Genomic DNA, 19,843 nt, shown 5'->3' with positions numbered 1-19,843 from the left:
CACGGCCTTGCTGGTCAGCCTCGGATACGCCCCCGTCTGCCGGCCCTAGTGCGCCGTCGGATCATCTTCCCCCACCAGTTCCTTCACCCTGCGCGCCAGCACATCGGCGGCAAATGGCTTGGTCAGCACCTGCATGCCGCGCTCCAGGTGGCCGTGGTTGAGCACGGCGTTCTCGGCATAGCCGGTCACGAACAGCACCGGCAGGTCCGGGCGCGGGGCGCGGATGGCGTCGGCCAACTGGCGGCCATTCATGCCGTTGGGCAGGCCCACATCGGTGAGCAGCAGATCGATCTCCTGGCAGGCCTCCACCACCCGCAGCGCCGAGGGGCCATCCTCGGCTTCCAGCACGCTGTAGCCCAGGTCCCGCAGCACCTCCACGGTGACCATGCGCACCAGCGGTTCGTCATCCACCACCAGGATGGTCTTGCTGCCGGGGGCGGCAGGCACCTGGCTTTCCTCCGGCAAGGCCAGGTCGTCCACGCCGCCTTCGCCCACATGGCGCGGCAGGTAGATGCAGACCATGGCCCCCTGCCCCAGCTCCGAATAGATGCGCACCGTGCCGCCCGACTGTCCGGCAAAGCCATACACCATGGACAGGCCCAGACCGGTTCCCTGTCCGGTCGGCTTGGTGGTGAAGAAGGGATCGAAGGCGCGCGCCACCACCTCGGGCGACATGCCTGCGCCGGTGTCGCTCACACTCAGCGATACGTACTGGCCCGGCGGCACGCCGCGCTGCAAGGCGCCGATATCATCCAGCCAGCGGTTGGCCGTCTCGATGGTCAGCCGCCCGCCATGCGGCATGGCGTCGCGGGCATTGATGCACAGGTTCAGCAAGGCGTTTTCCATCTGGCCGATGTCGACGAAGGTATGCCACAGGCCGCCGGCGGCGATGGTCTCCACGGCGATGGCCGGGCCGACGCTGCGGCCGATCAGTTCGTGCATGCCCGCGACGATGCGATTGAGGTCGGCCGGCTTGGGGTCCAGCGTCTGCCGGCGCGAAAAGGCCAGCAAGCGCTGCGTCAGCGCGGCGGCGCGCTTGACGGCCGACTGCGCGCCATTGAGATGCCGTTCGATATCGCCGATGCGGCCTTGGGCCAGCCTGACCTTCATCAGCTCCAGGCTGCCGCTGATGCCGGCCAGGATATTGTTGAAGTCGTGCGCCAGCCCACCGGTCAGTTGGCCTACTGCCTCCATCTTCTGCGCCTGGCGCAGGGCTTCCTCGGCATTGAGCAAGGCGGCGGTGCGTTCTTCCACCCGCTGTTCCAGGGTTTCGTTGAGTGTGCGCAGGGCCGCGAGAGCGCGGTCGCGTTCGGCCTCGACGGCCCGACGCCCTTCGATGTCGATGAGCACGCCCGGGAACTTGCTGGGGATGCCGTCGGGCGTCATCTCTACCCGGCCATTGGCCTCCAGCCAGTAGTAACGGCCATCGCGGCGGCGCGTGCGGTATTGGTGCGCGTAGGCGCCACCACGCGCCAGCGCTTCGCGGATGCGCGCCGACAGCAGCTCGCGGTCGTCCGGATGCACCGACAGCATGAGCTCATCGAGCTTGATACCGTCCAGTCCTCGTTCTGCGGGAATGCCAAAGGCGGCGGCAAAACCGTCGTCCACGCTGAAACGGTCGCTGGGCAGGTCCCAGATCCAGGTGCCGATGATGGCCCCGGCCTCCAAGGCCAGCTGGACGCGCTCGACGTTCTCGCGCAGGGCGGCTTCGGTGCGCCGGCGCGCGGTGACGTCGCGAAACAGCACCGACACTTGGCGCATCTCCACCGGTCCCACACGGGTGGCCGATACCTCGATGTGGCGGGCGGCCGCCTTGAACTCCTGTTCGAAGCGCACCGTCTGGCCGGTCAGCAAGACCTTGCCATAGATGTCCAGCCAGACCTGGGCATTGTCGGGTTCGACCTCGCGCAGGCGCTTGCCGACGATGCCTTCGATGCCGGTGTGACGGTGGTAGCCCGAGTTGGCCTCGATATGCACATAGTCGCTCAACGGACCATGCGGACCATCGATGAATTCGATGATGCAGAAACCGTCGTCGATGGCCTCCAGCAAGGCATGACGGTAAGCGCTGCTCAGCAATGGCGGGCTCTGTGTGGCCGGTTGGAATTCCAAGATAACGCCTTTCGTCGTCCAAAAATATACACGGTGAGCGTCATCGGCCAGCATGCAGCGTCACCAAGGTAGAGCTTGCGGGCATCTTAATGGAATCCCCTGGGGCATGTTCGCCAATGGCGCACAAAATTGCGCTCATGAGAGGCGAGATGCATTCCCCCTGCGACACCTTGCACAGCCTGTGCTCTGTTTTTTATCTATCAGGGCGGTCAGACCCAACTCAACAGCAAAACGCTCCGCGGAACCACAAAAAAATCTTCCGCTCCAGCCGCTGGCGGCCCCGCCCTGCTCAGCGGCCCGCCAGTCCTTGCGCCACCAGCCAGTCCTGCACCAGCGCTGCTATCTGGTCGGAGTTGGCGTCCATCATCATCAGGTGGCTGTTGCCGGCGATGCCGCGCGCCGGCAGGTCGATCTCGTCGGCCCGTCCGCCCTTGGCCTTGAGGGCGGCGATCATCTTCTTCATCGGCGCCTGGATGCCCTGCCAGCGCGGCGTGGCGGCGATCTTGTCGCCCCAGACGAAGAGCAGCGGCACGCGGCTCAACGGTGTCAGATCGACCTTGTCCGGATCGAGGGCGCCGGAGGGCTCGACACCGACCACCGCCTTGATCTTGTCCGGATAGCGGTTGGCCAGCGTGTAGGCGAAGGTGCTGCCCTGGCTGTGGACCATGATCACGCAAGGGCAGACGCGCTGGACCAGGGCGTCGTAGGCGGCCTCGGTGGCGGCGTCATTGGTCAGCCAGCGCGGCACGCCCTGCTTCATGAACTGGTCGAAGGCGGCCACCGGGAACTGGGTCCCCGGATAGGCGCTGCGATGCGCGGCATCCTGGTAGCTGCCGGCGGGGCCGATGCGAAACAGTTCCAGGCCTCCTTCTTGGTGCGAAACACCGGCTCGCTGCGATAGAGCTCCGGATAACGCGCCCACGAAGCCCGTCCTCGCTCCACCGCATCCGAGACGTAGACATCATGCCCAGCCCGCAGGAAGAACATCTGCCAGCCTGGCCGCCCATCCGGCGTGCTCTCCCAGGTCACGCCGCTGAGGCCGCCGCCGTGCCACATCAGCAAGGGATAAGGCGCGCGCCGCGCTGCCGGGGCCAGCCTGACGTACTGCACATACATCTGCCCCACCTCGAACTCGCCGTTGGGATCGATGCGGGTCAGCGGCGAGGTGGGCGTGAAGCGCACCTCCTTGGCCGGCAAGCCATCCAGGGTGACCTGGCGCCCGCCGATATGGAAGCTGCCAACCTCGGCCACGGCCACAGGGGCCTGCGCACGCTCGGAGGCAGGTGTCGTGCAGCCTGCCAGAAGGATGAGGCCGGCCAGGGTGAGTGCCGTAGCGCCATGCTGTTTCATATTGTCTCCTTGTTGTTGATGTTGGTCGGCTCGTCAAGCGCTTACCGCGACCATGCGGCGCAGTCATCCGGCACCGCCTGCCCCGGCGAGATCAAGGGGATCACGGCCGCCACCGGGGCCACCAGCGCCAATGCCGCCGCGGCGCCTGCGCGCGCGGCCAGAGCGCCGCTGTCGGCGCCGATCTCGGGATGGGAGAAGCTGCCGCGCACATGCAAGGGCGTACGCAGCGACAGGATGCGGACCTGCTTGGTGCGCGGATGGATGTCCAGGGCCAGCGTCTGCCGCCGCAGGTCGACCTGGCCGCCCACGTCGATGGCCGCGTCTTCGGTGTTGAGGATGCCATGCCGGATGGTGGCCTGGCCGTGCTGGATGGCCACGTCAGCGGCGCCGCACAGCAGCTTGACCTGCTGGTCGCGGTACAGCTTGGCGAACACCGCATTGGCCAGGTTCAGGCCGGCAGCCTCCAGGATGAACTGGCTGATGGTCCCCGGTCCCAGATCGGCCTTGATCTCGCCATCGGCGCTGGCCAGCACGGCGGCGGCGGAATTGCCGGTCGCCGACAGCGTGGCCTCGCCGTTGAGCTTGCTGAAGCTGGCCTTGAGGCTGGCCAGGCGCGGAAACAGGTCGCGCACCTGGGCATCCTGCAAGCGGATCTGCAGGCGGGAACGGATTTCCGGCTGGCTGCCATCCAGCCGCACTTGCCCCTGCCCCTGGCCGCCGGCCATGTTGAAGTGCAAGGGATCTGCGGTGAGCACCTGGTCCTTCAGGGTCAGCGTGGCAGCGGCCTGCTGCCATTCCAGGCCGGCACGCCATTGCACGCGCTTGGCCTGCAAGTCGATGTCTGCATCCAGCTTGGACCAGCGCTCGGGCTGGGCCGGTTTGGAGGGCTTGCCCTTGTCAGCGTCCTCACCGGGCAGATAGTCGGACAAACGCAGCAGACCGGCCTTTGCCTTGACCTTCAGATGATTCTTCGGCGGCCCGCGGAAATACTGGGCGTCCCCAGCGAAATCGCTGTCGCCGACCTTGCCGGTAAAGCCACTGTAGCGCCAGTCCCAGGCCTTGGTCTCGGGATCGAGGCGGGTGATGGTCAAGGCGCCCTCGGTGCTGAAGGCGCGCGTGGCCGGCAGCGGCACGCCGGTGGCCGGATAGAGACGGTCCAGGCTGTCGCCTGCCAGGCGAATGTGCAGGTCGGCCCGGCTCAGTTGGTGCGGATTGATCAGATTGCCGGAGAGCTGCGTCTGCACTCCGCCAATGTCGCCCTCGGCCTGCAAGGGAAAGACGCTGCCTTCGTTGAGCAGATCGGGCAAGGCCCCGCCCTTGATCTGGCCGTTGACCTGGGCCTGACCATAGCGCCCCGTCACGGCGGCCTGCAACACCAGGGCGGCGCTGTCTTTCTGGTTGGTAGTGGCGGCGTTGAGGGGACGGGCGTCGAAACGCAGGTCCAGGTCCAGCGGCAGGTCTACGTAGCGGATGAGCGCATGGCCGAAGACGATGCGATGGATGTCGAAGCTCCAGCGCGATCTGGGCTGGCTGGAGAAGCGCCAGTTCTTGCGCTGGTCGTCGGCGCGTTCCATGGCCAGGTCCAGGCCGTCGATGCGCAGGTCAGTGACGTGCCAATGCCAGTGCAGCAGCGGCAAGGGAGAAAAGCGCACATCCAGGGCGGCAGCGCGGACCAGATGGTCGCTGCTGTGCGCCCAGTCAGGGTTACCGATGAAGAGGCGCTCGGCGCGCAGGCGCAGTTGCGGCGCCAGGCGCGCCAGGACGCCAGCCTCATCGTCGGCTTGTGCAAGGCTCCAGGACAGGTCCAGATTGCCATCGACGCGGATGTCGCGTCCCAGCGCGGAAGAAAGCTGCCGACCCAGCCAGGGCTTGGCGTAGTTCCAGTCCAGCAGCGGCACGGCCAGCGCCATCACCAGCGAGAGCGCGATCAGCAGCGCTGCCAGGCTGCCGCCCAGCAGCTTCGCCCATTTCCACGCCGACCGCCCACGATATGGCATTTCGCCCCCTTCCCGTTCTCTTGTTCTTGTGGTCCAAGCGCAAGAGTATCAGGTCGGGAGCCGCCGCTGGCTATAGGAAGAGACGCCGGCCCCTTGTCAGCGGGACGGCATGGCTGTGCTTCAGAAGGTTTCCCAGGCGTCTTCATCCGCCCGCGCCGGCGCCTTCAAGGCGGGCGCAACTGCCACGGCAGGCGCCGCCGCAATGGCCGGCGACACCCGGGGCCGTGCGGCCGGCGCGCGGCTTGCCGTAGCTGCGGAGGCCAGCGCCGTTCGCACGGGCGCTGCCGGGACGCTCGCTGCGCCCTGCTCCAGCTTGAAGATGCTGATCGACTGGGTCAGGCGCACGGCCTGTTCCTGCATGGACTTGGCCGCAGCGGCAGCCTGTTCGACCAGGGCGGCGTTCTGCTGGGTGCCCTCGTCCATCTGCGTGACGGCGCGGTTGATTTCCTCGATGCCGCTGCTCTGTTCGGCACTGGCCGCGGAGATTTCGGCCACGATATCGGTCACGCCGCGCACGCTGCTGACCACTTGTTCCATGGTCGCGCCGGCTTGCGCCACCAGGGCGCTGCCGCCTTCGACCTTGCCCACCGAATCAGCGATGAGGGCCTTGATTTCCTTGGCGGCGGCGGCCGAGCGCTGGGCCAGGCTGCGCACCTCGGTGGCGACCACGGCGAAGCCACGGCCCTGCTCGCCGGCGCGGGCGGCTTCCACGGCGGCGTTGAGCGCCAGGATGTTGGTCTGGAAAGCGATGCCATCGATCACGCCGATGATGTCGACGATCTTGCGCGAAGACTGGTTGATCTCGTCCATGGTGTGGACCACGCGCCCCACGATCTGGCCACCCTGCAAGGCGATCTCGGAGGCGGACACGGCCATCTGGTTGGCCTGGCGCGCGTTGTCGGCGTTCTGGCGCACGGTCGAGGTCATTTCTTCCATGGCCGAGGCAGTCTCTTCGAGCGAACCGGCCTGCTGTTCGGTACGGGCCGACAGGTCCAGGTTGCCGCTGGCGATTTCGCCCGAGGCTGTGGTGATGGACTCGGTGCCTCGGCGCACGCCGCCGACGATCTCGACCAGGTTGTCGTTCATCTTGCGCAGCGCCTGCATCAGTTGACCGGTCTCATCGCGGGAATGCGGCTCGATGCGCGTGGTCAGGTCGCCGGCAGCGACGTTCTCGGCCACACGCACGGCTTCGGTCAGCGGCTTGACGATGGAGCGCGCCATCAGGTAGCCGAGGATGATGGCCGCCAGCACGGCTGCCAGCGAGCAGGCCAGCGTCACCTCGATGGCCATGGCGCCATCGGCCACTGCCTTGGCGCCTTCAGCCTGCAACTGCGCATCCTGCGAGTCGGCAAAGGCGCGCGCCAGCGCCAGGTAGTTGTTCTGGGTATCGGTGATCTTGCGCAGCACGTACTCATCGGCCGATGAGCCGTTGCCCGCCTTCACCAGGGCCAGGAAGTCGGCCTTGCTGGCGTCAAAGGCAATGCGTGCATCATCGAGGGCCTTGGCCTTCTTCTGGCCGACCGCCGTGACCTGGCGCGCAGTGATCTTGTCCAGCGCTTCCTTGGTCTGCTTGACGGCGACCTCGAGCTGGGCGAAGCGCTTTTCGTTGGCCGGGCGGTTCTCGATATCGATGGCGATGCCGCGCAGGTACTTGATCTGTTCGTTGACGCCGTCGCGCAGGTCGAAGGCCCAGCGCACCTTCAGGTAGCGGTCATTGACGATCTGGTCGATCGCGCGGTTGATGTTGTTGATCTTGATGAAGGCCGTGACGCTGACCACGGCCAGCAAGGCCACGATGAAGGCGAAGACCGCCGCCAGGCGCACGGCCACCTTGAGATTACTGAAATATGCAAACATGGTTCTTCCCTATGCTGTTCATGTGTTGGCTGTCTCTCCAGTTCTCTCGAAGATCCAGCTTGTTATTGTTGAACAGCGGCGGCGAAGTCCACTGAAGCGTTTTTATTCTGGTGGTCGCCATGATGGGGCATTGCATGCTCTGCAGCAACACTTGCGTGCGACTATTTGCTGAACTGTCGCAAAGTCATCACACAACTAGATGTCTAGATGTATTTTTCCCAACAACTTCGTCAGAAGACCACCCCTGATCCGAGGATGATGTTGGCATAGGGCGTGCATTCACCGGTGCGGATGACGGCGCGGGCGCGACGGGTCTGCTCCTTGAAGTTTTCATGCGATACGCTGCGCTTGCCGGCCAGTTCCAGCGCAGTGATCTGCGCGGCCAGCATAGGGCTGACCTGGGCCAGTTCATCGGCCACCACATGGAATTCCACCTGCAGCTCGCTGAGCACCGTCTCCAGCACGGTCAAAAAGCCTGGCACGCCGCGCGTGACGGCCAGGTCGATGACCGGCACTCCGGGCGGCACCGGCAGACCGACGTCACCGATGACCAGGGTATCGCCATGACCCATGGTGGCAATGACCTGGGAAATGGCGGCGTTGAGCAAGGCTGTCTTCTTCATGGCGATCCTGGGCTTGACGTGTTAGAGCACGACTTCGTCGCGGGTGGGAATGGAGGTCTGCGCACCGACACGGGTAACGCTCAGTGCGGCTGCGGCCTGGGCATAGGCGATGGCCTCGAACTGGTCGCGCCCCTGGGCGATGGCGCCGATGAAGCCGCCGATGAAGGTGTCGCCGGCCGCCGTGGTATCGACCGCCTGCACCTTGCGCGCCGGCAGATGGCGCTGCTGGCCGTCGGCGAAGGAGCCATAGACGCCCTTCTCGCCCAGCGTCACCACTACGTTACGCGCGCCCAGGTCGTGCAGTTTGCGTGCCAGCATGGGAATATCCTCGGACTGCTCTTCGGCCAGCATGGCGGCCTCGATCTCATTCAAGATCAGGTAATCGATCTTCTGCAGCAGTTCACGCGGCAGGGCCTGCGCCGGGGCGGGGTTCAGCACCACGGTCTTGCCCAGCGCGTGCGCCAGTTCGATGCTGTGGATGACGGTGGCCATCGGCACTTCCAGTTGCAGCAGCACGATGGAAGCCTGCTCGATCAGCGCGCGGGCGCGTTCGATGCGCTCCACGTCCAGGCGGCCATTGGCGCCGGCGGCGATGACGATGCTGTTCTGGGCGTTGGCGTCAACCATGATGGAGGCGATGCCGGTGGCTTCGCCAGCCACTTCGTCGATGTAGCGGTCATCGATGCCGCAGGCGGTGATCGATTGGCGCATCTGGTCGCCGAAGGCGTCGTCGCCCACGCAGGCCACCATGGCCACGCGGGTGCCGGGTGCGGCCAGGCGGGCGCAGGCCACGGCCTGGTTGGCGCCCTTGCCGCCGGGGATGGTCATGAATCTGTCGCCGGCCAGGGTTTCGCCCGGCAAGGGCATGCGCGGTACGCGCAAGACCAGGTCCATGTTGACGCTGCCGATGATGACGATCATGTGTGCTCTCTAGTTCTCAGGTCGGATTGACGCGCGGGGCGGTCGAGCCCCGCAGCTGGAGTTGCGGCGCTACCGTCTCGCGGCGCGCCGGCAGGCTGGGGTCGGCGATACGTTCCAGCAGGAACTGCGCGGTCAGGTTGCCCAGCTTGCGGGTGTTCTGCGCCACCGTGGTCAGCGGCGGATGGACGAACTGGGCCAGTTCGATATCGTCGAAGCCCACCACCGACAATGCGCCCGGCACCTCGATCTGCAATTCGCCGGCGGCGCGCAGCACGCCGATGGCCATCATGTCGTTGCAGCAGAAGATGGCGTCCGGACGCTGGTGGGCCGGGCGCCCCTGCAGCAGCTGCATGGCGGCCTGGTAACCGCCGATGCCGCTGAAGTCGGCATGCAGTAGGTCGCGGTCGGCCAGGCTCAGGCCGCCCTGTTCCAGGGTCTGACGAAAGCCCCGCACCCGTTCGTCCGACAATTCCAGCCCATCAGGACCGGCGATACAGGCCACGTGGCAGCGGCGCAAATCCAGCAGATGGCGCGCCGCCAGGCTGCCGCCGACGGCGTTGTCGGTGCTGACCAGGTCGATGTCGAGCTCCTTGGGGGCGCGGTCCAGCAGCACCGTAGGAATGTCCAGCTTGCCGGCCGGATTGAGGTCGGCCTGGTTCAAAGTGGCGATGATGAGGCCGTCGCAGTGCTTGGTCTGCAAGACTTGCAGGTAGTCGCGCTGCTTGTCGGGGTCGTCGTCGGAATTGCAAAGGATGACGCTGTAGCCGGCGCCATAGCAGTGGTCCTCGATCCCGCGCGCCAGTTCCGAGAAATACGGGTTGGTGTTGTTGGGGATGATCAGGCCGATACTGCCGGTGACCTTGCTGCGCAGCGAGCGCGCCAGGGCGCTGGGCACGTAGTCCAGTTCCTTGACGGCGGCCAGCACGCGCTCACGCGCGTCACTGCTGACCGGACGCGTCTGGTTGAGCACGTGCGAGACCGTGGTGTAGGACACCCCGGCCAGCCTGGCGACATCCTTGATGGTGGCCATGGCGTCTTCGCTTAGCGCGCGTGGCGTTGGCCGCGACGGCGATAGGTATCCAGGATCACGGCCACCACGATGACGGCGCCGGTGATGATGCGCTTCATCGGCTCGCTCACGCCGACCTGGGCCAGGCCGGCTTCCAGCACCGAGATGATCAACACGCCGATGAAGGTGCTGACGATGGAGCCCCGGCCGCCCATCAGGCTGGTGCCGCCGATGACCACTGCGGCAATGACCTGCAGTTCCATGCCCACGCCGCCATTGGGGTCGGCCGCTTCCAGGCGCGAGACCTGGAACAGCGCGGCGATGCCGGCCAGCGCACCCATCAGGGCAAAGGCCAGGATCTTGCTGGGATTGGGGTTCACGCCGGACAGGCGCACCGCTTCTTCATTGGTGCCGATGCCGATCCAGTAGCGGCCCAGCACGGTGCGGGTCAGCACCAGTTGGGCAATGATGACGATGGCGATGGCCGACAGGAAGGCCGGCGACATGCCAAAGAGGATGGGCGAGCTGATCACGTCCACGGCGCTGCCGATGTATTCGGTGCGCGAATTGGTGACCTGGTAGGCCAGGCCGCGCGCGATTTCCAGCACGCCCAGCGAGACGATGAAGGAAGGAATGCGCCAGTGCACCGAGACCATGCCGGTGAGCGTGCCGCACAGCGCCGCCACCACCACGCCCAGGGGCGCGGCGGCGTACAGCGGCCAGCCCCAGCGCACCATGGCCATGGACAGCATGGAGGCCGCCAGCGCCATCACCGAGCCCACCGACAGGTCGATGCCGCCGATGATGAGGATGAAGGTCATGCCCACCGACATCACCACCAGCGGCGGGATGTCATTGGACAGCGTAATGAAGGTGGCCGCGCTGAGGAAGTTCTCGCTCAGGAAGGCGAACATCACGCACATGGCCAGCAGCGCCGCCATCAGGCCCAGGTAGTTCTTGAAACCGGCCAGGTAGGCCGCTTGCCGGCTGACGGCGGGGGTAGAGGAAGAAGTTTGCATCTGTCTCGTTGATTCTTGGCAGTTGATAGTCGGGCCGAGGATGCGGCCACTCAGGCGGTATTGCCGGCCACGTGCGCCGCTGCGGCGGCTTCCTGGCGTCCCACGTAACCACTGAAGGCCGCGGCCAGGATGCGTTCCTGCGACCAGTCATCGCGGCTGAAGGTGTCGGCAATGCGGCCCGCGCTCATGACGGCGATGCGGTCGCAGATCTGCATCAGCTCGCGCAGGTCGCTGGAGACCACCAGCAGGCCCTTGCCTTGTGCGGCCAGTTCGGCAAAGAGGCGATAGATATCGGACTTGGCGCCGATGTCGATGCCGCGCGTGGGTTCGTCAAACAGCATGATGGGGCAATCGCGGTACAGCCAGCGCGCAATCACCACCTTCTGCTGGTTGCCGCCCGACAGTTCGCCGGCGGCCTGGGCCACGCTGCCGCTGCGGATGCGCAGCTTCTTCACGTAATCCTGCGCCACGCTGCTCTCGGCCGCATGATCGAGGATGCCGCCACGGCTCACGCTGCCCAGGTTGGCCAGGGAGGTGTTGACGCTGATGGCTTGCGGCAGCAGCAAGCCCTGCCCTTTGCGGTCTTCGGTGACCATGGCGATGCCGGCCTTGACGGCATCCTTGGGACTGCGGATGCGTGCGGGCTCTTGGCTGTCGCCGATGAAGATCTCACCCTGCTCGGCGCGGTCGGCGCCGAAGATCAGGCGCAGCAGTTCAGTGCGGCCCGAACCGATCAGGCCGGCAATGCCCAGCACTTCGCCGGCATGCAGCGCCAGGCTGGCGGGATGCACGACCGGAGCGCGGCCCAGGCCGCGGATGCGCAGCACCGGGGCGCCGATGCGGCGATGTTCGGCATCCAGATCGACCTTGGTCAGCTCACCGGCCATCAGTTGCACCAGTTGCTCGGTCGAATAGCGGCCGATGTCGTCGTTGCAGACCAGCTTGCCATCGCGCAGGACCACGATGCGGTCAGCGATGCGCTTCAATTCTTCCAGCCGGTGCGAGATGTAGATGATGGCCACGCCTTCGGCGCGCAGGCGCTCGATGCGCGAGAACAGCAGTTCCACCTCGCGGTTGGTCAGCATGGCCGTGGGTTCGTCCAGGATCAGGCAGCGGCAGCTGCCGATCAGGTTGCGCGCGATCTCGACCATCTGCTGGTGGCCCAGGCCCAGGTCGCCCACCGGCGTCCACGGGTCCAGCTCACCGAGTCCGACCACTTCCATCTGGGCGCGGGCGGCCTCGGCCAGCGTCTTGCGGTCGATCCAGCCGAAGCGGCGCGGCAGTTTTTCCAGGAACAGGTTTTCGGCAATCGACAGCGTGGGGATCAGGTTCAGTTCCTGCATCACCATGCGGATGCCCAGGCCTTCGGCCTGGGTGCGCGAGGCCGGTGCATAGGGCTGGCCGTCCAGGGTCATGCTGCCGGCGCTGGCATCGACCAGGCCGCAGATGATCTTGGAGAGCGTACTCTTGCCGGCGCCGTTTTCGCCGGTCAGGGCCAGCACCTGGCCGGGACGCAGGTCCAGGTCGATGCCATCGAGCACCGGTGCGGCGTAGCTCTTGCCAATGCCGGACAGAGTCAGCAAGGGCGAAGCTTGGGAGGGAGAGTCGTTGGGCTGCATGGTTCTGTAGCGCGCAAGGAGGGAGAGGCAAAGCCCTGCACCCGGGAACGGGCGCAGCGCTTTGCAGAGAAGACGCTAAAGGGCGTCGGTATTACTTGGTGACCAGCGAGACCTTGGTCTCGACCACGCCACCCAGGGCGCTTTGCGGCTTCTTCTCGGAGAGCGCCTTCAGGGCGGTCTCGATGCCGAAGACGGCTTGCTGCTGGGCGAACTGGTCAACAGTAGCCAGCACACGGCCATCCTTCAACATCGGCTTGATGGCGTTGATGTTGTCGTAGCCAACCAGTTGCACCTTGCCGGTCTTGCCAGCGGCGCGGATGGCAGCCACGGCGCCCAGCGCCATGTTGTCGTTGCCAGCCAGGATGGCCTTGATGTCAGGATGGGCGTTCAGGATCGACGCAGCAACCTTGTTGCCCTGGTCGATTTCCCACTGGCCGGACTGCACCGTCACCACGTTGGCGCCGACATCCTTCATGGCGTCCTGGAAGCCCAGGGTGCGTTGCTGGGCATTGAAGGTGGTGGACACGCCTTCGATAATGGCGACCTTGTCACCCTTCTGCAGTTGCTTGCCCAGATAGTCGCCGGCCAGCTTGGCGCCTTTGCGGTTGTCCGGGCCCACGAACGGCACGGTGATGCCCTTTTCCTTCAGTGCGGCGTCGTCGAGCTTGTTGTCGATGTTGACCACGATGATGCCGGCGTCGATGGCCTTCTTGACCACCGGCACCAAGGCCTTGGAGTCAGCCGGGGCGATCACCAGGGCATTGACCTTGGAGACGATCATCTGCTCGACGATCTTGATCTGGTTGGCCGTGTCTTGCTCATCCTTGATGCCGTTGGCGATCAGATCGAACTTGCTGGCGTTGGCCTTCTGGTATTCGCGGGCGCCATTCTCCATGTTCAGGAAGAACTCGTTGGCCAGCGACTTCATGACCAGCGCCACCTTGGGCTTGGCCGGGGTCTGCGCCATGGCGGCGCCGGGAAGGACTGCACAGGCCAGAGCGGCGATGGCGAAATGACGGCGGGTGAATTTGTTCATCTGGGTCTCCAGTATTGATGTTGCCGGCGTTTCCCAGCGCCTGTTCACACTTAATCTGCGCATCTCGCAGATTAAGTGTGAACAGGCCCTAGATGGACGCCGTTATCGGTGCGCAAACGTTTGCGCGAAAGGGAGAATAGCACCGCGTTTTGAGAAAATAAAGCCTGGACTACAGCTTTTTTTGCATCTCGCAGGAGAACCAACTGGCGTTTCTAGACATCGCCGCGCTGGCGGAGAACGAAAAACGGCGAGCCGCCCCGAGAGGAGCGGCTCGCCGTTGCCAGCCTGTTCAAGACGCTGCCAGGGCTCAGTCGATGCGCCTGTGCTGCGGCCCGCGCGCCCTCGCCTGCCGGGCCCTGAGCCAGTCAGGCAGCCACAGGCGATAGACCAGATAGCCGCCAAACGCCCCCGCGGCCACCACGAAGTAGACCACGTACCAACTCAAGAAGGACCCGCCCCACGACAGGACCCGTTCCAGGATATGCATACCATTTCCCCATCAACAACCACAACCACCACGCCTGCCCCCAGGCACAACCCCCATCTAGCGCACTGCCGCCCTGCCGCCTCTTCTAGTGGCCCACCCCGGTGCGCCGCCATACATAAGCGCCAAAGGCGCAGCTCCCCACGAGCACATACATCGCATACCACACCAATGCCTGGCCGCCATAGGCCATCAGCAGTTCGATGAACTTCATCGACGTCTCCTCATCTTTCTGGCTGCTGCGCTGATATTCGCGCAGCTTATCATCACCAGGGATGAAAATGCCCGCAAGCAACATCCCCGACATGCTGCAGGTGCTGCTGCCACGTATACCAAGGCTGGCGCCCATCCTGGCCGCGTCGGCATTCACCTGCAAGCCCATCTTGCTACTGCCAAAAGATGATGTAAAGAATGCCTTGTTTCGCGCAGCAGCATTTTATGCTTGACCTCAGCACTACGGCAGAGCTTCGTCGCCAGCGTGATGCCTTTTTGGCAAAGCCTTCCTGCGGGGAAAGCGCTGCTGCAAAGCTTGATTATCGGTCAACATTTTGCAGTGCAAAACAAAAACTTGTGAATTCGTCGTCAAACGGCGACTTATCGCCGTATTTGATTGGCGGCCACTGGTCGCAGCCGCTCAGCTAGCGGCCCCGCCCCGCGATGCATCGAGCAAACGCGGGCCGAAAGAGTCATTCACGCAGGTGATGTCTTGCGCCACAACACCAGCGTCCCCAGCAAGCCTGCGATCACCGAGCCACCCAGCACGCCCAGCTTGAGCTTGGCCTCGAAATCGTCCGCCAGCCCCTGGAAGGCCAGGCCGCCGATGAACAGGCTCATCGTGAAACCAATCCCGCACAGCATGCACACACCGATGAACTGCCGCGTAGTGGCCCCGGCCGGCGCAGTCGCCAGTCCGCTGCGCACCATCAGCCAGGCTGCGCCAAAGACGCCCACCGTCTTGCCCAGCACCAGGCCGGCCGCAATGCCCAGGGGAATGGGTTCTAGCAGGCTGCCCAGCGACATGCCCTGCAGGGAGACGCCGGCATTGGCGAAGGCGAACATGGGCAGCACCAGGAAGGCCACCCAGGGATGCAAGCCATGTTCCAGCGCCCCGGCCAGGGGCTGGCCGTGGGCGTCGCGCATGGGGATGGCCAGCGCCGTGACCACACCGGCCAGCGTGGCGTGGATGCCCGACTTGAGTACGCAGACCCAGATCACCAGCCCCACCAGGATATACACATCGGCGCGGCGCACCCCGCTGCGATTGAGCAGCAGCAGCACCAGGCTGCCCAGGCCGGCGCCGGCCAGCATGCCCAGCGAGAGATTGTCGGTATAGAACAGGGCGATGACCACGATGGCGCCCAGGTCATCGATGATGGCCACGGCCGTCAGGAACACCTTCAGCGAGGTCGGCACCCGCGAACCCAGCAGCATCACAATACCGATGGCAAAGGCAATGTCGGTGGCCGCAGGGATCGCCCAGCCGCGCAAGGCGACCGGGTCCCCCAGGTTGATGAGGGCATAGATGGCCGCTGGCACGACCATGCCGCCCAGCGCGGCCGCAGCCGGCAGGATGGCCTGCTTGCGCGAAGCCAGCTCGCCTTCGACGAACTCGCGCTTGATCTCCAGCCCCACCAGGAAGAAGAACACCGCCATCCACAAGTCATTGACCCACAGCAGCAGCGGCTTGGACAGCACCACCAGGCCGCCGATATCGACCGTTCCCTGAATACGCGTAAAGGCCGCGTAGGCCTCGCGCCATCCTGAATTGCTGATCACCAGCGCCAGCACGGCGGCGATGGCCAGCACGATGCCGCCAGCGGCCTCGTGCGCGAAGAAACGGGCGAAGGCGTTGCCGCCCTGGATTGGATGGGGGGATTGACTCAATGGAAGGCTCCTTGTTGCCAGGTTGATAGCAGCCCTGACTGTAACAAGGGAAGTGCGTTTCGCCAAATTTTCTCGCCTCTGCCAAGGCACGCGCACTTGAGCGGCGGACATAAAAAAAGGGCCGTCCCTCTCCACAGGAACGGCCCGACCCTCCACACCACAAACCTGCCTGGCGGCTTGCACCGCCTGCGCCCTTCTGCTGACTGCTTTGAGACTTCAGCCGACGGACGCTTCTTGATCTTTCAACGGAACACCAGCACCGGCACCTTGCTACGGGCCAGCAGCTTTTGCGTCTGGCTACCCATGAGCAGGCGTCCCAGCGTGGACCTTGCCTTGGAGGCCATGAAGATGGCATCGCAATGCTCGCGTTCGGCCACGCGCATGATCTCTTCGTAGGGGCGACCACCTTGTGCCACCTGCACCGAGCAGGGAACGCCTTCCTGGCGGGCCATCTCGGTGATCATCTCGACGCTGGCCAGCGCCCGTGCGCGGCCGGCTTCATCGGCACGCGCCACATCCACGCCCACGCTGACCTCTGGGATCGACAATGCGCGCAGATTGCCCGATACCGACAAGCCGACCAGGCTGCTGCCGCAGCTCTTGGCCAGGGCGATGGCCGCCTTGACCGACTCGTTGCACAGACGGGAACCGTCGGTTGCCAGCAGGATGTTCTTGAACATGATGACCTCTCGGGTGACAGAAATCGTATGACTGCATACTAAGCCCCCGACGCCTGAGACGACTTGACATGCATCAAGCGCCACCTGCCCGTAAAGCAGGACTGGTGCGCTCTTGCGCTGGATCAAACGAGGCGCGCCCAAGGCACGGCGGCTCGTCCGCAGGCAAGCTGGCAGGACGCGTTTTGTGATACGGCAGGTTCAGCGCGGGGATGAGGGCGCAGGAGGAATGTCTGCTGCGCGCGGCATGGACATCGACATAGGCAAGGCCAGCTGTCTCGTCGCCTTGTTCAATCTTTCAGCAGCGCGGCCAGCACGTGACGGTAGTCTTCCCGTGCACTGTCTTCCAGTGGATGACGCCCATCCTTGACCACCTGCTGGCCGCCAACGTAGACATCACCGACCATCTGCCCGTCGTGCTCGCAGAACACCAGCGCCGAGAGCAGTTGCGCGCTGCTGCGTTGAGCCAGGTTGACATGGCCGGGATCGAGCACCACCAGGTCGGCGCGCTGGCCCGGCATCAGCCCTGCCACTGCCCGTCCGCTCGCCTGTGCGCCGCCCGCCACCGCCTGGCAGAACAGCCGGTCGGCCACCGCCGGCGCCTCGACTACGGCCAGGACGTTGCGGCGGCGGTGATGCAGGCGTTGCGCATATTCCAGCAGACGCAATTCGGCGCGCAGGCTGATGGCGATATTGCTGTCCGAACCAATGCCCCAGCGCGTTGCGCCATCGATGAGGCGAGGTGCGTCGATGACGCCGTCGCCGAGATTGGCTTCGGTGGTCGGACACAACCCCACCACCGCGCCGCTGCCGGCCACGGCGCGGTATTCATCGTCGTCCATATGGGTGGCGTGGACCAGGCACCAGCGCGCATCGACCGGCTGCGAGGACAGCAGCCACTGCACCGGACGTTGGCCGCTCCAGGCCAGGCAATCCTCGACCTCGCGCAATTGTTCGGCAACATGGATATGGATGGGCGCATCACTGCCGCCGGGCTGGCCTGCGAGCCCCGACAGCAGTTCTTCCAGCCCGGTTGGCGCCACCGCTCGCAGCGAATGCGGCGCGACGCCATAACGGCGCATGCCATTTTCCGGCATGTGCTGCAGCAGGCGCTCTCGCAGTCCGAGCAGCCAGGACGGAGCAGCGACGAAACGGCGCTGCTCGGCCGACACCGGTAGGCCCCCCAGGCCGCCCTGCTGGTACAGCACCGGCAGCAGGGTCACGCCGATGCCGGCCTGGTCGGCCGCCTGCAGCAAGGGCCAGGCCATTTCTGCCGGATCGGCATAGGGGGCGCCATCCGGGCCGTGATGCAGATAGTGGAATTCGCAGACCGAGGTATAGCCAGCCTTGAGCATCTCGATGTAGGTCTGCCGCGCGATGGCTTCTAGCTGCCGGGGCTGCAGGCGCTGGGCAAAGCGGTACATCAGCTCGCGCCAGCTCCAGAAGGAGTCCGAGGGACTGCCCATGGTCTCGGCCAGCCCCGCCATGGCGCGCTGGAAGGCATGGCTATGCAGATTGGGCATGCCCGGCAGCACCGGGCCGCTGGCCAGCGCAGCGCTGCCGCGCGGACTGTCGGGCGTGACTTGCGTCAGACTGCCCGTGCGGTCCCAGCGCAGCAGCACGTCGTTACGCCATCCTTGCGGCAACAGGGCCAGCGGACAGAACAGCGCGCCGTCGGCAGGCGCGGGGTGGAGGTGGTGCAGGTCTTGGTCGCCATGCGATGCCATGTGCTCACCTTCTTTATTCTTGCAGGTAGCAGTAGTCTATCGCGGACTCATCCATGCCGCTGTCAGCCAGACGTCAGTTTCCATCGGCAACCTGGCGCGCCAGCATGGTCTGGAGGAAGCTGCGGGTGCGTGCCTGCTGCGGGGCGGTGAAGATGGCGCCAGGCGGTCCGGCTTCGACGATGCTGCCATCATCCATCACCACCACCACATCGGCCACCTCGCGGGCAAAGCCCATTTCGTGGGTGACGATGATCATGGTCATGCCTTCGGCCGCGAGCGCACGCATCACCTGCAGCACTTCGCCCACCAGTTCGGGGTCCAGCGCCGAGGTGGGTTCGTCGAACAGCATCACCTTGGGTTCCATGGCCAGCGCGCGGGCGATGGCCACGCGCTGTTTCTGCCCGCCCGAGAGCGTGCCGGGGTAGGCCTTGGCCTTGTGCGCCAGGCCGACCTTCTCCAGCAGCTGCAGTGCCTGCTGCTGGGCGGCCTTGCGCGACATCCCGCGCAGGCAGGTGGGGGCCAGCGTGATGTTGTCCAGCACCGTCAGGTGGGGAAACAGGTTGAAGGACTGAAAGACCATGCCCACTTCCGCGCGCAACGGGTCGAGCATGGCTTCCGGCATCATCCGACCGCCCTCCACCACCGGATGCCCGCAGACCTTCACCGTGCCGCCCTCGGCCTTTTCCAGCCCGTTCAGGCAACGCAGGAAAGTACTCTTGCCGCTGCCGCTGGGGCCGATGATGACTACTACCTGGCTGGGCGCGACGCTCAGGTCCAGGCCCTTGAGCACCACGTGGGTGCCGAAGGACTTTCTCAGGCCGCTGACCTCGACGATGGGCTCGGTCATCACACCCTCCCTTCAGAACGCAGCACTTTTTCGATGCGGCGCAAGACCAGCGTGGTCACGCTGGTGAGCAGCAGATAGATCAGGGCAATGGCCAGATAGGTTTCCAGCGAGCGGTAGGTGACGCTGATGATCTTCTCTCCCTCGTGCATCAGATCGGCGATGGTCAACAGCGAGACCAGCGCCGAATTCTTGATCAAGGCGATGAATTCATTGCCCAGCGGCGGGATCATTCGCACGAAGGCCTGCGGCAGGATCACGCGTCGCATGGCCATGCGGTAAGGCAGGCCCAGCGAACGCGCCGCCTCCATCTGGCCGCGCTCAATGGACTGGATGGCGCCGCGCACGATCTCCGAGACATAGGCCCCGCTGTAGATGCCCAGCCCCAGGATGCCGCAGACGTAGGCCGGCAGGATCAGGCCCACATGCGGCAAGCCAAAGAACCACAGGAACAGTTGCACCAGCAACGGCGTGCCGCGCACCAGGGTCAGGTAGATCGTACACAGGCCATAGATCACGCGACGCTGTGGCGACAGGCGTCCCAGGCCGACCAGCAGGCCCAGCACGCAGCCCACCACCAGCGAGGCTGCGGTGATCTCGACTGTCACCAGGGTGCCGTGGACGAGCGAGGGCCAACTCTCCCAGACGCCCGAAAAATCCAGTTTCATGCAATGCTCCAGAAAA

17 protein-coding genes and 1 pseudogene are annotated in these 19,843 nt (G+C 65.1%); 1 reads left to right on the top strand and 17 read right to left on the bottom strand.

The features are described from left to right. Positions 1 to 45 precede the first annotated feature (45 nt). From BGK68_RS19135 to BGK68_RS19080, 12 genes and pseudogenes are all read right to left on the bottom strand, one after another. A complete protein-coding gene (locus BGK68_RS19135; protein ID WP_075258385.1) occupies positions 46 to 2,112 on the bottom strand; it encodes a hybrid sensor histidine kinase/response regulator in 2,067 nt (688 codons plus the stop codon). A 289-nt stretch (positions 2,113 to 2,401) separates the two neighbouring features. After that, positions 2,402 to 3,462 (bottom strand): annotated as a pseudogene (locus BGK68_RS19130) (esterase). A 41-nt stretch (positions 3,463 to 3,503) separates the two neighbouring features. Beyond that, positions 3,504 to 5,459: an AsmA family protein gene (locus BGK68_RS19125; protein WP_075258384.1), complete on the bottom strand. Its 1,956-nt coding sequence runs from the start codon at positions 5,457 to 5,459 to the stop codon at positions 3,504 to 3,506. 120 nt (positions 5,460 to 5,579) lie between these two features. Continuing rightward, a complete protein-coding gene (locus BGK68_RS19120) occupies positions 5,580 to 7,316 on the bottom strand; it encodes a methyl-accepting chemotaxis protein (protein WP_075258383.1) in 1,737 nt (578 codons plus the stop codon). A 230-nt stretch (positions 7,317 to 7,546) separates the two neighbouring features. After that, positions 7,547 to 7,939, bottom strand: coding sequence for a D-ribose pyranase (gene rbsD, locus BGK68_RS19115; protein WP_075258382.1), 393 nt, complete (start codon positions 7,937 to 7,939; stop codon positions 7,547 to 7,549). A 21-nt stretch (positions 7,940 to 7,960) separates the two neighbouring features. After that, positions 7,961 to 8,860, bottom strand: a complete 900-nt coding sequence (gene rbsK / locus BGK68_RS19110) for a ribokinase (RefSeq protein ID WP_075258381.1) — start codon at positions 8,858 to 8,860, stop codon at positions 7,961 to 7,963. Between the two features lie 16 nt (positions 8,861 to 8,876). Next, positions 8,877 to 9,890 (bottom strand): LacI family DNA-binding transcriptional regulator, encoded by a 1,014-nt coding sequence (locus BGK68_RS19105; protein ID WP_075258380.1) that lies wholly within the window; start codon positions 9,888 to 9,890, stop codon positions 8,877 to 8,879. Positions 9,891 to 9,901: 11 nt separating this feature from the next. Next, complete coding sequence (locus BGK68_RS19100; protein WP_075258379.1) at positions 9,902 to 10,888, bottom strand: ABC transporter permease; 987 nt, start codon at positions 10,886 to 10,888, stop codon at positions 9,902 to 9,904. 50 nt (positions 10,889 to 10,938) lie between these two features. Beyond that, complete coding sequence (locus BGK68_RS19095) at positions 10,939 to 12,507, bottom strand: sugar ABC transporter ATP-binding protein (RefSeq protein WP_075258378.1); 1,569 nt, start codon at positions 12,505 to 12,507, stop codon at positions 10,939 to 10,941. Positions 12,508 to 12,598: 91 nt separating this feature from the next. Further along, entirely contained in the window at positions 12,599 to 13,543 is a 945-nt protein-coding gene (locus BGK68_RS19090) for a sugar ABC transporter substrate-binding protein (protein WP_013234271.1), read from the bottom strand. 307 nt (positions 13,544 to 13,850) lie between these two features. Then, entirely contained in the window at positions 13,851 to 14,030 is a 180-nt protein-coding gene (locus BGK68_RS19085) for a hypothetical protein (protein ID WP_041310695.1), read from the bottom strand. 85 nt (positions 14,031 to 14,115) lie between these two features. Then, complete coding sequence (locus tag BGK68_RS19080) at positions 14,116 to 14,409, bottom strand: hypothetical protein (RefSeq protein ID WP_075258377.1); 294 nt, start codon at positions 14,407 to 14,409, stop codon at positions 14,116 to 14,118. Between the two features lie 56 nt (positions 14,410 to 14,465). On the opposite strand from BGK68_RS19080, the gene BGK68_RS27595 reads away from it, so the two are divergent. Beyond that, positions 14,466 to 14,669: a hypothetical protein gene (locus BGK68_RS27595; RefSeq protein ID WP_143433110.1), complete on the top strand. Its 204-nt coding sequence runs from the start codon at positions 14,466 to 14,468 to the stop codon at positions 14,667 to 14,669. 48 nt (positions 14,670 to 14,717) lie between these two features. On the opposite strand, the gene nhaA is transcribed toward BGK68_RS27595, so the two are convergent. The 5 genes from nhaA to BGK68_RS19055 all read right to left on the bottom strand — a co-directional run bounded on the left by nhaA (position 14,718) and on the right by BGK68_RS19055 (position 19,827). After that, entirely contained in the window at positions 14,718 to 15,911 is a 1,194-nt protein-coding gene (gene nhaA / locus BGK68_RS19075) for a Na+/H+ antiporter NhaA (RefSeq protein WP_075258376.1), read from the bottom strand. A 242-nt stretch (positions 15,912 to 16,153) separates the two neighbouring features. Next, the gene (locus tag BGK68_RS19070) at positions 16,154 to 16,591 is read right to left on the bottom strand and encodes a universal stress protein (protein ID WP_075258375.1); all 438 of its coding nucleotides are present in this window, start codon (positions 16,589 to 16,591) and stop codon (positions 16,154 to 16,156) included. Positions 16,592 to 16,878: 287 nt separating this feature from the next. After that, positions 16,879 to 18,315, bottom strand: coding sequence for a formimidoylglutamate deiminase (locus tag BGK68_RS19065; protein WP_075258374.1), 1,437 nt, complete (start codon positions 18,313 to 18,315; stop codon positions 16,879 to 16,881). Between the two features lie 73 nt (positions 18,316 to 18,388). Then, complete coding sequence (locus BGK68_RS19060; RefSeq protein WP_075258373.1) at positions 18,389 to 19,162, bottom strand: amino acid ABC transporter ATP-binding protein; 774 nt, start codon at positions 19,160 to 19,162, stop codon at positions 18,389 to 18,391. Further along, a complete protein-coding gene (locus BGK68_RS19055) occupies positions 19,162 to 19,827 on the bottom strand; it encodes an amino acid ABC transporter permease (RefSeq protein ID WP_075258372.1) in 666 nt (221 codons plus the stop codon). Before BGK68_RS19055 ends, BGK68_RS19060 begins: the two co-directional genes overlap by 1 nt. Positions 19,828 to 19,843 lie beyond the last annotated feature (16 nt).

The sequence above is a fragment of the Herbaspirillum camelliae genome (assembly GCF_001929405.1).
Lineage (GTDB): Bacteria > Pseudomonadota > Gammaproteobacteria > Burkholderiales > Burkholderiaceae_D > Herbaspirillum > Herbaspirillum seropedicae.
Note: the sequence above shows the minus strand (reverse complement) of the source record. Positions and strands in the feature narration are given on the sequence as shown.

What these genes read in the sequence shown, in the direction of transcription:
- BGK68_RS19125 (WP_075258384.1), bottom strand. Translation starts at nt 5,459, where the DNA reads ATGCCATATCGTGGGCGGTCGGCGTGGAAATGGGCGAAGCTGCTGGGC.
- BGK68_RS19120 (WP_075258383.1), bottom strand. Translation starts at nt 7,316, where the DNA reads ATGTTTGCATATTTCAGTAATCTCAAGGTGGCCGTGCGCCTGGCGGCG.
- rbsD (WP_075258382.1), bottom strand. Translation starts at nt 7,939, where the DNA reads ATGAAGAAGACAGCCTTGCTCAACGCCGCCATTTCCCAGGTCATTGCC.
- rbsK (WP_075258381.1), bottom strand. Translation starts at nt 8,860, where the DNA reads ATGATCGTCATCATCGGCAGCGTCAACATGGACCTGGTCTTGCGCGTA.
- BGK68_RS19105 (WP_075258380.1), bottom strand. Translation starts at nt 9,890, where the DNA reads ATGGCCACCATCAAGGATGTCGCCAGGCTGGCCGGGGTGTCCTACACC.
- BGK68_RS19100 (WP_075258379.1), bottom strand. Translation starts at nt 10,888, where the DNA reads ATGCAAACTTCTTCCTCTACCCCCGCCGTCAGCCGGCAAGCGGCCTAC.
- BGK68_RS19095 (WP_075258378.1), bottom strand. Translation starts at nt 12,507, where the DNA reads ATGCAGCCCAACGACTCTCCCTCCCAAGCTTCGCCCTTGCTGACTCTG.
- BGK68_RS19090 (WP_013234271.1), bottom strand. Translation starts at nt 13,543, where the DNA reads ATGAACAAATTCACCCGCCGTCATTTCGCCATCGCCGCTCTGGCCTGT.
- BGK68_RS19085 (WP_041310695.1), bottom strand. Translation starts at nt 14,030, where the DNA reads ATGCATATCCTGGAACGGGTCCTGTCGTGGGGCGGGTCCTTCTTGAGT.
- BGK68_RS19080 (WP_075258377.1), bottom strand. Translation starts at nt 14,409, where the DNA reads ATGGGCTTGCAGGTGAATGCCGACGCGGCCAGGATGGGCGCCAGCCTT.
- BGK68_RS27595 (WP_143433110.1), top strand. Translation starts at nt 14,466, where the DNA reads ATGCTTGACCTCAGCACTACGGCAGAGCTTCGTCGCCAGCGTGATGCC.
- BGK68_RS19070 (WP_075258375.1), bottom strand. Translation starts at nt 16,591, where the DNA reads ATGTTCAAGAACATCCTGCTGGCAACCGACGGTTCCCGTCTGTGCAAC.
- BGK68_RS19065 (WP_075258374.1), bottom strand. Translation starts at nt 18,315, where the DNA reads ATGGCATCGCATGGCGACCAAGACCTGCACCACCTCCACCCCGCGCCT.
- BGK68_RS19060 (WP_075258373.1), bottom strand. Translation starts at nt 19,162, where the DNA reads ATGACCGAGCCCATCGTCGAGGTCAGCGGCCTGAGAAAGTCCTTCGGC.
- BGK68_RS19055 (WP_075258372.1), bottom strand. Translation starts at nt 19,827, where the DNA reads ATGAAACTGGATTTTTCGGGCGTCTGGGAGAGTTGGCCCTCGCTCGTC.